The sequence below is a fragment of the Marinoscillum pacificum genome (genome assembly GCF_024714495.1).
In the GTDB taxonomy this organism is placed as follows: domain Bacteria; phylum Bacteroidota; class Bacteroidia; order Cytophagales; family Cyclobacteriaceae; genus Marinoscillum; species Marinoscillum pacificum.
The window spans coordinates 245,484-259,701 of the sequence record NZ_JAMZMJ010000002.1 but is presented as its reverse complement, the minus strand read 5'-3'; the positions used below and the strand labels follow the sequence as shown (position 1 = coordinate 259,701).

General features: G+C 41.0%; 12 protein-coding genes. All 12 read left to right on the top strand.

Annotated features, from left to right (window positions below; translation table 11 throughout):
• Nucleotides 1-6 precede the first annotated feature (6 nt).
• Nucleotides 7-1,854 (top strand): PKD domain-containing protein, encoded by a 1,848-nt coding sequence (locus NXS00_RS07955; RefSeq protein WP_258098627.1) that lies wholly within the window; start codon nt 7-9, stop codon nt 1,852-1,854.
• A gap of 7 nt (nt 1,855-1,861) precedes the next feature.
• On the top strand, nt 1,862-2,809 hold the full coding sequence (locus NXS00_RS07950; protein WP_258098626.1) for a polysaccharide lyase family 7 protein: 948 nt from the start codon (nt 1,862-1,864) through the stop codon (nt 2,807-2,809).
• 17 nt (nt 2,810-2,826) lie between these two features.
• Nucleotides 2,827-5,100, top strand: coding sequence for a polysaccharide lyase 6 family protein (locus NXS00_RS07945; RefSeq protein ID WP_258098625.1), 2,274 nt, complete (start codon nt 2,827-2,829; stop codon nt 5,098-5,100).
• Nucleotides 5,097-7,310, top strand: coding sequence for an alginate lyase family protein (locus NXS00_RS07940; RefSeq protein ID WP_258098624.1), 2,214 nt, complete (start codon nt 5,097-5,099; stop codon nt 7,308-7,310). The genes NXS00_RS07945 and NXS00_RS07940 overlap by 4 nt, the downstream gene beginning before the upstream one ends.
• A 12-nt stretch (nt 7,311-7,322) precedes the next feature.
• Nucleotides 7,323-7,700 carry a cupin domain-containing protein gene (locus tag NXS00_RS07935; protein ID WP_258098623.1) on the top strand — a complete coding sequence of 126 codons (378 nt, stop codon included), beginning with the start codon at nt 7,323-7,325 and terminating at the stop codon, nt 7,698-7,700.
• A gap of 39 nt (nt 7,701-7,739) precedes the next feature.
• Nucleotides 7,740-9,038, top strand: a complete 1,299-nt coding sequence (locus NXS00_RS07930; RefSeq protein WP_258098622.1) for an MFS transporter — start codon at nt 7,740-7,742, stop codon at nt 9,036-9,038.
• A 35-nt stretch (nt 9,039-9,073) separates the two neighbouring features.
• Nucleotides 9,074-9,835 carry an SDR family NAD(P)-dependent oxidoreductase gene (locus tag NXS00_RS07925; protein ID WP_258098621.1) on the top strand — a complete coding sequence of 254 codons (762 nt, stop codon included), beginning with the start codon at nt 9,074-9,076 and terminating at the stop codon, nt 9,833-9,835.
• A gap of 38 nt (nt 9,836-9,873) precedes the next feature.
• Nucleotides 9,874-10,626 carry an SDR family NAD(P)-dependent oxidoreductase gene (locus NXS00_RS07920; protein WP_258098620.1) on the top strand — a complete coding sequence of 251 codons (753 nt, stop codon included), beginning with the start codon at nt 9,874-9,876 and terminating at the stop codon, nt 10,624-10,626.
• A gap of 84 nt (nt 10,627-10,710) precedes the next feature.
• Nucleotides 10,711-11,733: a sugar kinase gene (locus NXS00_RS07915; RefSeq protein WP_258098619.1), complete on the top strand. Its 1,023-nt coding sequence runs from the start codon at nt 10,711-10,713 to the stop codon at nt 11,731-11,733.
• Nucleotides 11,733-12,389, top strand: coding sequence for a bifunctional 4-hydroxy-2-oxoglutarate aldolase/2-dehydro-3-deoxy-phosphogluconate aldolase (gene eda, locus NXS00_RS07910; RefSeq protein ID WP_258098618.1), 657 nt, complete (start codon nt 11,733-11,735; stop codon nt 12,387-12,389). Before NXS00_RS07915 ends, eda begins: the two co-directional genes overlap by 1 nt.
• A 27-nt stretch (nt 12,390-12,416) precedes the next feature.
• The gene (locus NXS00_RS07905) at nt 12,417-13,652 is read left to right on the top strand and encodes an NRAMP family divalent metal transporter (RefSeq protein ID WP_258098616.1); all 1,236 of its coding nucleotides are present in this window, start codon (nt 12,417-12,419) and stop codon (nt 13,650-13,652) included.
• Nucleotides 13,653-13,659: 7 nt separating this feature from the next.
• Nucleotides 13,660-14,148, top strand: a complete 489-nt coding sequence (locus tag NXS00_RS07900; protein ID WP_258098615.1) for a gluconokinase — start codon at nt 13,660-13,662, stop codon at nt 14,146-14,148.
• The last annotated feature ends 70 nt before the right edge of the window (nt 14,149-14,218 follow it).

The window sequence follows — 14,218 nt, the reverse complement described above, 5'->3', positions numbered from 1 at the left end:
ACCCAAATGATGAAGACAATTAAACAAACATATTTTTCCAGGTTAACTTCATTCTTGATAGTGCTTGGTTTATTAGGTGGAATAGTAGGTTGTGAAGAAGACCTACCTGGAGCCAACTCCAAAGAGGATACTATTCCCCCAGAGGCAGGTTTTTCCTATTCATCAGATATTGATGATTTTCGGACTATTCGTTTCACCAATCTATCTACAGAGGCCACTGACTTTTTGTGGAACTTTGGAGGTGATAATACTTCTACTGAGGAGCACCCAACATTTGTATTTGAAGCAGGTGAGGGAACCTATAGTGTTTCACTCACTGCATCTGACAAGTTAGGCGCCACCAATACCTATACACAAGATGTGTTAGTAGAAGAGGGGCCTTTTCAACCAGTTATTTTAGAAGCGGGCTTTGAGGATAATGAACTACCTGATGGTACAGGAGATGGTCGTGATTCCTGGAGAAATAATGATTTAGGAGGTGTTATTCAAATTACTTCTAGTCCTGTCGTTAATGGCTCTCAAGGAGCTAAGCTTACCGGGTCTGTAAGTGATCAGCGTATAGGCTATCAGGAACTTATGGTAGAGCCTGATGCTAACTATGATGTCAATTTCTTTTATACCTTGTTAAGTACCCCATCAGGATACTTAACTGTAGACATACTTGACGCATCTGATGGAACCATTACTTCGCATGAGCAGGCACAGGGACTAGTTTTAGGATCTGTAACAGTGAACAACCAGGAAGATCCTGATGCTTTTGTTTCAGCAACGGTGTCTTTCAACTCTGGTACAAGTGACAAAATAGCGATCTATTTCTATAATGGAGGATCTGTAGAGGCGAGGTTAGATGATTTCAGTATAGATATTGGTAGTGGTGGAGCTATTCCACCTTCTGTGGGTTTCACTGCTAAGCAAAGCGAAACCAATTATTTGGAATATAGCTTCACTAATAGTTCAATTAATGCAGATTCCTACTTGTGGGATTTTGGTGATGGCAATACCTCTACAGAACAAAATCCAACATATACTTATGCAGCGGCAGATGTGTATACGGTTACTTTAACAGCAAGTAGTGATGGAGGGTTAAGTAGTGAGCTTAGTACTGTAATTGACATTCAAGCCCCTGTTACCGCTGCTTTTAGTTATGAGATAGATGCGTCAGATTATCAGACATATTCGTTTACGAGTATTTCTGAAGATGCAGTGTCATTAATGTGGGATTTTGGTGACGGTTTCCAGTCTACATTAGAAAGCCCAATGCACACTTATGCAGCAGATGGAGAATATACGGTGACGCTCACTGCAACTAGTATTACCGGCGCTACCGACATAGCAACGGAAAATATTGTGGTTGCACAAGGTTTTGTTCCTATAATACTGGAAGGCGGTTTTGAGGATGGACAGTTGGATGGTGGTACTGGGGATGGCCGTGATTCATGGAGAGTGTCTGGAGGAGATCGGCCAGATGGCATGGGAGGAGTGATACAAATAACTTCAAGTCCTGTGAAATCTGGTGGACAAGCTGCTAAGTTTCCGTCAGATAACACAAGAGCAGCATATCAAGAAGTACAGGTAGAGGCTGGAAAGAACTATACAGTGGATTTTTGGTACACATTAAAAGACAGTCCTTCAGGCTCATTGACGGTGGCTATTTTAGATCAGCCGGTAAGTGATCCAGCTAATATAGCCGGAGCAACTATTGCTTCCACCACGGTAACAGATCAAACAGATCCTGAGACATACGTCAATTCCAGCGTTTCCTTCAATTCAGGAACGAGTGAAACAATCGTTATTTATATAACTAATACAGACGTAGAAGCACGAATAGATGATATTTCTATTGTAGAAAACTAAGATGAAGATGTTTAAGCGAAATAGTATTGATTACCTGGCTTTTAAGCCAGGTAGTTTCTTCTTTCAATTATTGTTATTAGTCTGTGTAATGTCCGCATGCAGTTGTAAAGAGCAATTGCCCGATGGGCCACCTGTATCAACGATTAATGATGATGAAAAAGAGGATGAACCACAGGAGCCTGTTGGTGAGACCAATTATGTTTTACCTAATATTGACCTTAGTCATTGGAAGGTTACCATTCCAGTAGGTGGGCCAATGGAAGTAGAGCCTCCTGAAATACTGGATTACGCTACGAATGAAGATCTTAAGCCATTTATGTACAACGACTCAACAGATGGAGGATTAGTATTTTATACTTATCCAGCTAGCTCTACGGCTAACTCATCTTACTCCCGCTCAGAACTAAGAGAGCAGATGGAGCCTGGTAGCAACTCTGTTAACTGGACATTTAAAGATGGAGGCAAAATCAAAGGTAAACTGTCGGTTCCAGAAGTTTCTCTGGATTCAGAAGGAAAGGAGCACAGAACGATCATTATGCAAATCCATGGTCGACTTACCAATGAACAACGTGATTTAATTGGTGAAGATGATAATAACGCGCCTCCAATTTTGAAAATCTACTGGGCATTTGGAAAAGTACGAGTAAAAACGAAAGTGCTAAAGAACCTGAATTCGACATACGAAGAAATGCTGCACACCGACGCTTGGGGAGATGATGAGGGTGTTTACTTTCAAGAAGAAGTCGGTCATGATCCATTTACTCTTGAAGTCAATGTGTCGGAAGGTCGAATGACTGTTACTCTAAATGATGACGAAACATTGGTCTACGATGATATCCATATGGAGAAATGGGGCGTTTTTGAAAACTATTTTAAAGCTGGTAATTATCTGGCTAGTACAGAGGCGGGTGCTTATGCAAAAGTGAAATACTATGAGCTTGAAGTTTCTCACTAAAAGAAAGTAACAATTACATGCATATAACATTAGGTAAGGATAATATTCGATTTAATTATTTAAATATCTTCTTCATACTTCTTGTAATCTGTGCTTGGGGGATGTCTTGTACTGAGACTCCCCCGGGTATAGTAAAGAACGTTGATGAGTTCAATATGGCCATTCAAAATGCTACTCCTGGAGATGTGATCACTCTGGCTAATGGTGAATGGGAGGACGCAGAGATCAAATTTGATGCGAGAGGAAGTGAGGCCGAATGGATAAGGGTAAAGGCTGAAACTCCTGGTCAAGTGGTGTTTACAGGTCAATCTTATTTAGCTTTTTCGGGTGAATACATCGAGATATCAGGATTAGTGTTTAAAGATGGTTATACTCCTACAAGTGAGGTGATTTCTTTCAAAACCAGCAAAACTTCATTGGCTAATCACTGTCGTGTGACTAACTGTGTGATAGACAATTACTCCAACCCAGAGCGGTTTGACTCTGACTACTGGGTAGGCATGTATGGAAAAAACAATCAATTTGACCATAACTCACTCATAGGAAAGAGCAATGTGGGAGTTACTATGGCTGTTCGCTTACCAACTGAAGCAAGTCGCGAGAACGGTCACATTATAGAATACAATTACTTTGGCCCGAGAGGTGTATTAGGGTCCAATGGAGGGGAGACGCTTCGTATAGGAACGAGTCACTACTCTAGAACCTATTCTAATACCATCGTTCGAAACAACTATTTTGATCGGGTCAATGGCGAGCATGAGATTGTATCCAATAAGTCTTGCGGCAATTTGTTTGAAGGGAATGTATTTTTTGAATGTCAGGGTACCCTTACCATGCGTCATGGACATCATACCACAGTTCAGAACAACTATTTTCTCGGTAATGGAAAGCCAAATACAGGGGGTATACGAATTATCAATGAATATCAGACCGTGAAAAACAACTACCTATACGGTTTGACAGGCCACCGCTTTAGAGGTGCATTGGTGATCATGAATGGTGTCCCTAATTCACCAATCAACCGATACAATCAGGTGGTAGACTCTAAAATGGAGAATAACCTGGTAATCAACAGTGATTACATTCAGTTGTGCGCAGGAAGTGACGAAGAGCGATCCGCAACACCAGTAGGAACCACTTTCAAAAACAATTTAATCCTTGGCGAGACTAACCTGCAACCATTTACGATCTATGATGATGTTTCTGGAATTGAGTTTGCTGGAAATGTCATGAACGAGTCAGCTGAAGCTCCTTTCGATCAGGGTTTTCAAAAAGTGCCGTTGCAACTTTCTAAGAACGAACATGGATTGATTGTGCCGTCAGAAGAGCTGTTAGATCAGATCGGTTTTGGATCTGTGAAATTACCAGTTAGCAAAGAAGAAGTAGGAGCAAGCTTCTATCCGAAAGACGGAGGTGAGCGGTCTTTTGATACTGGCGAGTTAATCAAAGTGGCAGCCGGTGAAGATGCCCTGATCCAGGCGATTGAATCAAGCAATCCTGGGGATGTACTCGAACTGGAAAATGGAGGGACTTATCTAATGACCAAATACGCTTTTGTTCATCACCCTATCACTATTACGTCACCTGCTGGTGAAAAAGCGGTTATTCTTTCTGAAAAACAGAGCTTTTTCAAAATAGAAAATGGTGGAGCCTTACAATTGATGAACCTCTTGTTTGATGGAGCAGAATCCCCAGACTATGCTGGTAATAATGTAATTAGCACAAGCAAGTATTCTATGAATCAGAACTATGCTCTGGTGGTGAAGGATTGTGAAGTAAAGGATTTGGATAAAAACCATTCTTTCGACTTTTTGAAATCATACAAGCACACGTTTGCTGACTCCATTATTATCGATCAATCACAATTTACCAATGTGACGGGTGCTGTAATGACGCTCGATATGGAAACTGAAGACCTGGGTGTTTACAATGTAGAGAATATCAAAATCCAGAATTCCACCTTTTCTGATGTTCAACACGAGGTGGTTAATGTATACCGTGGAGGGACTGATGAGAGCACCTTTGGGCCAATGGTATTGATTGAAAATGTATCGATATCCAACTCAGGTAAAGGCAAAAGGAATCAGTCAGGTGCTGTGTTGAGATTCCATGGAGTGCAGCGTTTGACTGTTAATCAGGTGAATATTTCAGATAGCAAAGGCATAGACTTGTATATGACCAATGGAGAACCTATTACCAGTTTGTCCAATATTCAATTCGTCAATTCTGCAGGTTTGAATACCAACAATGAGCCCTTCGAGCAGCAAAACATCCAAAACCTGAGCAAGTGAATAAATATCTGATCATAGCGTTCATATTGATGACTCATTTGGTGTCAGGTCAGGATCATCCTGGTTTGATACTTACACCTTCTGCAGTCCGAGAAATGAATAGCGCACAAGCCCCGCTGTTTGAGAAGTCTTTGCAAGAAGTGGTTGATGAAGTGGCTGTGGAGATGCAAAAGGGAATAGATGTACCTGTACCCAAAGATCTGGCAGGAGGCTATACCCACGAAACGCATAAGCGAAATTTCTTTACCATGCAGAAGGCCGGAGTGCTTTTTCAAATTACTGGAGATGAGAAGTATGCGGTGTATATCAGAGATATGCTACTTCAATATGCACGAATCTATCCTACTCTCGGTAAGCACCCAGCTACAAGATCCTATGCTCGTGGTAAGTTTTTCTGGCAGTGTTTAAATGACGCCAACTGGTTGGTTTACACTAGTCAGGCATATGATTGCATTTATGATTGGTTGGATAAGCAGACGGTTAAAAAACTCAATAAGGAACTTTTTAGGCCATATGCAGAATACATTTCTATTCAGAATCCTCAGTTCTTCAATCGCATACATAATCACAGCACTTGGGGTAATGCCGCAGTAGGCATGATTGGTTTGGTCATGCAAGATGCCGAACTAGTCAATTGGGCACTCTACGGTCTTGATGTAGACGATTTGCATCAGCAAGAGAAGGATAACGATGGAGGCTCTCTGGACTTGAAGACTCAAGGTGAAGCTGGTTTTATTGCTCAAATTGATCATTCGTTTTCACCTGATGGCTACTTTACCGAAGGTCCATATTACCAGCGCTATGCCATGTATCCATTTTTGATATTTGCCCAGGCATTAGCTAATAAGAAGCCTGATCTGGATATTTTGAAATACCGGGACAGATTATTAATTAAGGCGGTTTATGCCTTGATTAATCAAACCAATGGCTTAGGGGAGTTCTTTCCATTCAATGATGCGCAAAAAGGCATGTCATTGGCTTCTCGCGAATTGGTTAACGCAGTAAGCATGGCTTACTTTTTCGGTGACCAGGATCCATCATTACTATCGATTATTGAAAAGCAAGATCGGGTACCGCTAAACGACGCTGGTTTATCTGCTGCCAGTGCCATAGCCCAGGGGTTATCACAGCCCTTTGATTACAAGAGTCTAGAGCTTAGTGATGGTGCAAAAGGTGATGAAGGAGGTATAGGTATTTTGAGAGCAGATGATATGACGCTGGTAATGAAGTATGCTAAACACGGAATGGGTCATGGACATTTTGATCGATTAGGGTTTATGCTTTATGATGGAGGCGATGAAGTCATTCAGGATTACGGATCTGCCCGCTGGGTAAACATAGACCATAAGGATGGTGGTGGTTATTTGAAAGAGAATCACAGCTGGGCCAAAGAAACAATTGCCCATAATACGCTTGTGGTAAATAAAGATTCTCATTTTGATGGTAACGTGCAGGCTGCAGACTTGACTTCAGGAACTCGTTATTCGTTCACATCAACGGACAGTGTGAGTATAGTGAGCGCACGAGAAGAAAACGCCTATAAAGATGTCAAAATGCAGCGTACCATGGCACTACTGACCATTGAGGAACTTGAACGACCACTAGTGCTTGATTTACTTACTGTACAGGCTCCAATGGAGACCAGATATGATTTACCACTCTATTATCAGGGCGAGTTAATGAGTGTGAATCAACAGATAGAAGCAAACACTACACTTAGTCCTATGGGGCAGGAGTCTGGGTATCAGCACTTGTGGGCTGAAGGTCAAGCGGCGGTAAATGGAGACATGTTTCAAATGACCTGGTTTAATGGTAAGCACTTTTATACGGTTACTTCTGCCACCACAGAGGGTGATGAAATGATTTTTACCAGAATAGGAGCTAATGATCTAAAGTTTAACCTCAGGCGAGATCCTGGTTTGATTCAGAGACGAGTTGGAGGAAATACAGTGTTTGCCAGTGTTTACGAAACCCATGGTTTCTACAGCTATTCAGATGAAATTCCACTCAACTCATTTACATCCATCAGTGATCTATCGGTAGATCATAATTCTGAAGGTTACGTGGTGGCAGCTATTGAACTCACCTCAGGTAAGGTTTATCGCTTTGCATTCTCCCTTAAGGACAATGATCCAAATCACGAACATTCAGTAGAGACTTCAAAAGGCGAGATAAAGTGGAAAGGTATTTATGATTTTAAACGGAAATAGAATAACAGAGATATGAACAGAAAAAGCGAAAAATACATTTTGACCGAGCAAATGGATTGGGAAGAACTTGGAGGAGGAGTGTCCCGCAAAATTCTCGGTTGGGACAATCAGATTATGATGGTCAAAGTCAAGTTTGAGAAGGGAGCTAAGGGCGCACCTCATCAGCATTTTCATACACAAGCTACCTATTGTGTTTCAGGAAAGTTTGAGTTTGAAATAGATGGAGTCAAGCAAATAGTGAATGCTGGAGATGGCGTTTATATGGAGCCTAATCTACTTCACAGTGCTGTATGCCTGGAGGAGGGAATGTTGATTGACACATTCAGTCCTATCAGAGAAGATTTTATAGATGGCTCAGGCGTGTCTTATTTCGGAGATCAAGACGACTAATGCTATATAACATTTGGTAAACCATATAAATATATAGCAATGAAATTAAAAGGTTTGAGGTGGTGGGTGATTGGCTTAATCTCACTGGCCACCATCATCAACTATATTGACAGGCAGACATTGAGTGTACTCTGGCCGCAAATAGCAGAGGATCTCTTTCCGGAGAAATCCCTGGATGAGCGAAAAGAGCTATATGCGAACATCACGATCATTTTCATGTTTTCGTATGCTTTTGGTCAGGCTGTATTTGGCAAAATTTTCGACTGGATAGGAACCCGATTTGGTTTCGCACTATCTATTGGTGTTTGGTCGATAGCCACTGCACTTCATGCTTTGGCTAGCTCATTCGTCAGTTTTTCTTTGTTTAGAGCCATATTGGGAGTGTCTGAAGCGGGCAATTGGCCAGGAGCTTCTAAGGGTAATGCAGAGTGGTTCCCTACAAAGGAGCGAGCTTTTGCTCAAGGGTTGTTTAACTCTGGTGCTGCCATAGGTGGGATCGTTTCCATTCCCACCATATCCTATCTAGCTATTACTCTACAGAGCTGGCAAGCCATTTTTGTAGTGGTAGCGGCTTTAGGTTTTATCTGGCTTATTCCCTGGCTAATCATCGTGAAGGCACCACCTAAGTATCATGCTTGGATTACTGAAGAAGAACGAGCTTATATACTGACAGGACAGAAAAGTCCATCTAGTAATGGAGACGAAGATGACGGATACAACCCATCAACTGGAAAACTACTATCACATCGCCAAAGCTGGGGAGTGATTATAGCTTCAGCAGCGATAGATCCTATCTGGTGGCTTTTCATTTCCTGGATACCTATCTATCTGTTTGAGGTATATGATATGGATGTAAAGGGACTTTTGATTTATGGCTGGGTACCATATGTAGGTGCTATGCTGGGTGCCTGGTTTGGAGGACTATTAGCACAAAACAGGCTAAAGTCTGGCTGGACAGTAGATCAATCCAGAAAGCTGGTTATCACTATTGGTTGTCTCATTATGCTGCCTTCTCTGCTGGCATTGTCTAATCCAGGAGGACCGATTACTGCAGTATTAATTATGGCAGTTATTCTATTTGGATTTCAGACAGCTATTGGAAATATACAAACGCTTCCAAGTGATTTTTTCAGTGGAAAAACAGTGGGAACGCTGGCTGGATTTTCTGGAATGGCAGCTAAACTGGCCGCTGCAGGCTTAACCTTCTTTGTACCGTGGTTGACCAGTGGGGGTAATTACAATCCTGTCTTCTTTATCGGTGCCACTCTTGCTTTGGTAGCCTTGGTAGGTGTGTGGGTACTATGCGGAAAGATAGAGCCGCTGGAAGCAAAATCATGAACTAATTAACGAATAATAACTCTAATAAGAATAAAATGAATTCAAGTGAAAAAATAGCGATCGTAACAGGCGCAACAGGAGGAATAGGTTTTGAAGTAGCCAAAAGACTAGGAAAGGATGGCTATAAGGTTATGCTGAATGGCATAGAAGATGAAGCTGGAGCAGACAGAGTAAAAGAGCTTCAGGCAGAAGGCATCACTGCTGAATATTATGGTTTTGATGTGACGAAAGAGGATGAAGTCTCTGCTAATATCAAAACTATCGGTGAAAAATATGGCAAAATTGACGTCTTGGTAAACAACGCTGGTGGGTTAGGTGGTAGATCTCGATTTGAGGAAATGACCACTGAGTTTTACCGGTTTGTAATGGCTCTTAATTTGGACTCTGTCTTCTTTACATCTCGTGCAGCTATTCCATATTTGAAAAAGAGCGAGTATCCTTCTATTATCAACTACACTTCCAATGCTGGGTGGAATGCAGGTGGCCCTGGAGCTGGAATTTATGGCACTTCCAAGGCTGGTGTTCATGCGATTACGCGGGCCCTGGCAAAGGACCTTGCAGAGTACGGAATCAGAGTGAATGCAGTTTCTCCGGGAACTATTGACACACCTTTCCATGCACAGATCAAATCAACTAAACCTGAAGTATTTGCATCTTGGAAAAACAACATCCTATTAGGAAGATTAGGAGAGCCTGAAGAAATAGCTTCTGTCGTTTCATTCCTTTCGGGAAAAGACGCTTCTTTCATTACTGCTGAGACCATCCAAATAGGTGGAGGTCAAGCGCTAGGTATTTAACATTTTTAAAAATCACTAATTCATTAGAAGATAGATTAATGAAGTTAACAGGAAAAGTAGCCATTGTAACAGGCGGATCAAGAGATATAGGACGTGCTATATCAGTTAAGCTTGCCAAAGAAGGAGCTAAAGTTGTAGTTAATTACCTTAATAGTAAAAAAGACAGTGATGAAACCTTAGCTGAGATCAAAGCCGTAGGAGGTGAAGCTATTGCTGTATATGGAGACGTAACCAAACAGTCAGATATAGATAATTTAGTTTTAAAAACTACCGAGGCCTTTGGTAAGAAGGTAGATATTCTAGTGAATAATGCTGGTGGATTATTTGCTAGAAAAACGATTGAGGAACTAGATGAGGATTTTTATCATCTGGTAATGAACGTCAATCTCAAAGGAACGGTTTTTGTGACCCAGGCATTCAAACCACTGATGCCATCAGGTTCTGCTATTGTAAACATAGCTTCACAAGCCGGTAGAGACGGAGGCGGTCCTGGTTCGGTAATTTATGCGGCATCCAAAGGAGCCGTTATGACTTTAACTCGCAATTGGGCGAAGGAGTTGGGACCACAGGGAATTAGAATAAACGCCGTGTGTCCGGGGTTGATCGGGACTAAATTTCATGATGATTTTACCAAAGATGATGTAAGGGAGAAGGTTGCGGCCAATACTCCTCTACGTCGTGAAGGGAGAGCAGAGGAAGTGGCTGATTTAGTGGCTTATTTAGCTGGTCCTGAATCAAGTTTTCTAAATGGCAACAATGTCGATATTAATGGCGGTTTAGCCTTTTCATAAATTAATTGAGGAAGTGAGCGTATTGAATAGGTTTTTTAGGATTTTCAGAATTAACAATACGCTTATACTTCCTTTCATAGAACTATGTCAGTAATTACGTGCTTTGGAGAGATCTTACTTCGGCTGTCTACTCCAACTAATCAACTTTTTTGTCAATCAAATAGTCTGGATATTCATTTTGGTGGTTCGGAAGCGAATGTAGCTGTGAGTTTAGCTAAAATGAATCAGTCGGCCAGGATAGTTTCCAAATTACCGGAGCATGACCTTAGCGATGCTGCCATCACTACTTTTAAAAGTCATGGAGTAGATACGAGGTTGATTACTCGAGGAAGTGGTCGGTTTGGTCTTTATTATTTAGAACAAGGAGCTTCTGTGCGAGGAAGCAAAGTCATATATGATCGTGATGGTTCTTCTTTTGCTAATATTTTGAGGGAGGATATCAACTGGGGAGAAGTATTCTCTGGTAGTAACTGGTTACACTTATCAGGTATCTCGCCAGCAGTTAGTCAATCAGCAGCTAATGTATGTCTAGAGGCAGTAAAAGTGGCAAAATCATTTGGCATGAAAGTATCAATGGATTTGAACTTTCGAAAAAACCTTTGGAATTATGGTAAAAAGCCACATGAAATAATGCCTACTATTTTGGGGTATGTGGATGTTTTGCTTGGCGATCCTGCTACGTTTAATTTAATGACTGGGACTAAAGTTCCTGTGAAAAACTATTACCAGGATGCTACAGAATTAGCAGAGTCCTATCATGCTATACATCGGGAATATTCTAACCTGGAATATATAGCAATGACCCTTAGAGATGTTATTTCCGCGGATCATAATGTAGTTGGGGGTGCATTGTATCATAATGGTGAGATGTATAGTGCCAAAAAACAAGAAGTTACTTCTATAGTCGAGCGAATAGGTGGGGGAGATGCTTTTATGGCAGGCCTCATCTATGGTATATCTAACAAAAAGTCTAATGATTTTATAGTGAATTACGCTACAGCCGCTTCGGTATTGAAACTCACGATTCCAGGGGACTTTAGTTTGTTCAATGCTAGTCAGATTGAGAGTGTAATGCTACATAAGCATCAAGGAAAAATAGAAAGATAATGAAAATAGATAGTACAAGATTTATCGAGGTTGTGTCTGATAACAAGGTTGTTCCTGTATTCAATCATGACAATAAGGATGTTGCGTTGAATGTTTTAAGAGCATGTTATGAGGGGGGGATTAGATCGTTCGAATTTACGAATAGAAGTGCTCAGGCCGTAGATGTATTTAAATTTTTGAGTAGTATGCGATCTGAGTTTCCAGGTTTGCTCCTTGGAGTTGGGTCCTTAGTGGAAGTAGAAACAACCAAAAAGTATCAGGATTTAGGAGCTGACTTCTTTGTAAGCCCTATTATTGATACTGAAATGGCCGCATACTGTAGTCAGAATGATTTAGTATGGGTGCCTGGATGTGGTACACTCACTGAGATTGTGACAGCAAAACGTATGGGTGCAAGTTTGATGAAAGTCTTTCCTGCGGATGTTCTTGGACCCAAATTTGTCAAAGGAGTACTTGGTCCATGTCCTGAACTTAAACTAATGCCTACTGGAGGTGTGCTACCTACCAAACAAAACCTGGAAGAATGGTTTACAGCTGGGGTAACTTGTGTAGGGATGGGAAGTCAACTAATTACCAGACAGCTCATTGAAAATGAGGAATATGACCAGCTAAAGCGTAAAGTGGAAAATATGATGGAGTATGTACAATCCATTTAATTAGGAAATACGCTTAAGCCATTGAAAATGAAAAGTCTTTCAAATTTAGTTCGTGGATTTGGGCCTGGGATATTTGCTATAGGTTATACTATTGGGACTGGTAGTGTTACCTCAATGATTGTAGCGGGGAATTCCTTTGGGATGGAATTATTGTGGGTTTTGGTTTTGAGTTGTTTGTTTACCGGTACCCTCATTTATGTTTCTGGAAGTTATTATTTGTTGACCAACGAGACCCTCCTTTATGCATTGAAAAAGCATTTGCCGATAGGTAAATTTGTCGCCATCGCAATACTGGTGAGTGTAGCTGTTGGTCAATGGAATTCCCTGGTTGGAATATTAGGAATTACATCAAATGTCATATTTGAGTTAATGGCGATTTACTTTCCTCAATTACAAGGATATTCTTACCTCATAGTACTTGGTTTAGCCATTCTAATTATCGGATCATTTTATTACCTAATGATCAGGGGAAACTACTCATCTTTTGAAAAAGTACTGACGGTATTCGTTTTCATCATGGCTATTTCATTTCTGTTTACTTTAATTTTTGTTTTTCCATTACCATCCCAAATTATACTAGGCCTCATTCCTGAAATCCCTAATGTGTCTGGAGCTGGGGTGCTTGTAGCTGCTTTTGTAGGAACTACCATGGCTTCAGCTACATTCGTATCCAGACCGATGTTTGTTCAGGGAAAAGAATGGACCATTGATGAATATGCAAAGCATCGTAAAGATTCGATAACTGCTGCGATACTCATATTTGTAGTGAGTGGAGCCATCATGGGAGTGGCCAGTGGCAGTATGTTTGGGCAGGAGAGAGAGATTAACAGCGTGCTGGATATGTCAGCGACCTTAGAGCCAGCAGCTGGGAAGTTTGCGGTGAGCATCTTTTTTGCAGGGACTTTATGTGCAGGGCTTTCTTCTATTTTTCCATGTTTGATGATTGTTCCACTCATGATTGGGGATTTTAGGGCTGGTAAGTTGGATGTGTCATCTGTTCGATTCAAGGTAATTACAGCAATAGCGAGTGTCTTAGCTCTTAGTATTCCACTTTTTGGATTTAATCCTATCAAAGGTCAAATTTTCACTCAAGTGATCAACGTATTCGCGCTGCCTCTGGTGATATTGAGTTTATTGATACTTTGGAATAGAAGAAGTGTTAGAGTTCCAGGGAATCGATGGGGAATTAACGTTATTATGTTAGGTGCATTGATTTTTGCTTTAATCATTATGTACAATGGCCTTGTGAACATCTTTAGTTGATTGAATCATGATTTATATTGTTTGTGGAGTTGCTGGAACAGGTAAGTCTACAGTTGGGAAATTATTAGCTGATAGATTGAAGTTGCCATTTTACGATGCCGATGATTATCACTCTGAAAAGAATATCCAAAAAATGGCAGATGGGATTGCTCTGAATGATCATGATCGCGTGACGTGGTTGAAACAATTGTCTACTCAAATTTGCAATTGGGAACGAAAGGGTGGTGCCGTTTTAGCATGCTCAGCTTTGAAAGCGTCTTACAGAGAATTATTGGTTTCCTGTACTATTTCGAATATACAATGGATTGCCTTGGAAGGCAGTGAAGATTTGATTTTGAGCAGATTGAATAGCAGGACAGGACATTTTTTCTCAAAGGAATTATTGGGCTCTCAACTGCAAATTTATGAACGCCCTAAGGAAGGTTGGTGTTTTGATGTTTCTCATACTGTACAGGATATTGTGAATTCTGTAACCAAAAAACTCATTCATCCATAGTAAAAGATTAAAAGAACCCCATGAAAGTAGGGGGTGTAGGTGCTTTCGGAATGTCTACATCAATACTTTC

Bases quoted from the DNA above. Each gene is read 5' to 3' on its own strand.
- NXS00_RS07955 (WP_258098627.1), top strand. From the start codon at position 7: ATGATGAAGACAATTAAACAAACATATTTTTCCAGGTTAACTTCATTC.
- NXS00_RS07950 (WP_258098626.1), top strand. From the start codon at position 1,862: ATGTTTAAGCGAAATAGTATTGATTACCTGGCTTTTAAGCCAGGTAGT.
- NXS00_RS07945 (WP_258098625.1), top strand. From the start codon at position 2,827: ATGCATATAACATTAGGTAAGGATAATATTCGATTTAATTATTTAAAT.
- NXS00_RS07935 (WP_258098623.1), top strand. From the start codon at position 7,323: ATGAACAGAAAAAGCGAAAAATACATTTTGACCGAGCAAATGGATTGG.
- NXS00_RS07930 (WP_258098622.1), top strand. From the start codon at position 7,740: ATGAAATTAAAAGGTTTGAGGTGGTGGGTGATTGGCTTAATCTCACTG.
- NXS00_RS07925 (WP_258098621.1), top strand. From the start codon at position 9,074: ATGAATTCAAGTGAAAAAATAGCGATCGTAACAGGCGCAACAGGAGGA.
- NXS00_RS07920 (WP_258098620.1), top strand. From the start codon at position 9,874: ATGAAGTTAACAGGAAAAGTAGCCATTGTAACAGGCGGATCAAGAGAT.
- NXS00_RS07915 (WP_258098619.1), top strand. From the start codon at position 10,711: ATGTCAGTAATTACGTGCTTTGGAGAGATCTTACTTCGGCTGTCTACT.
- eda (WP_258098618.1), top strand. From the start codon at position 11,733: ATGAAAATAGATAGTACAAGATTTATCGAGGTTGTGTCTGATAACAAG.
- NXS00_RS07905 (WP_258098616.1), top strand. From the start codon at position 12,417: ATGAAAAGTCTTTCAAATTTAGTTCGTGGATTTGGGCCTGGGATATTT.
- NXS00_RS07900 (WP_258098615.1), top strand. From the start codon at position 13,660: ATGATTTATATTGTTTGTGGAGTTGCTGGAACAGGTAAGTCTACAGTT.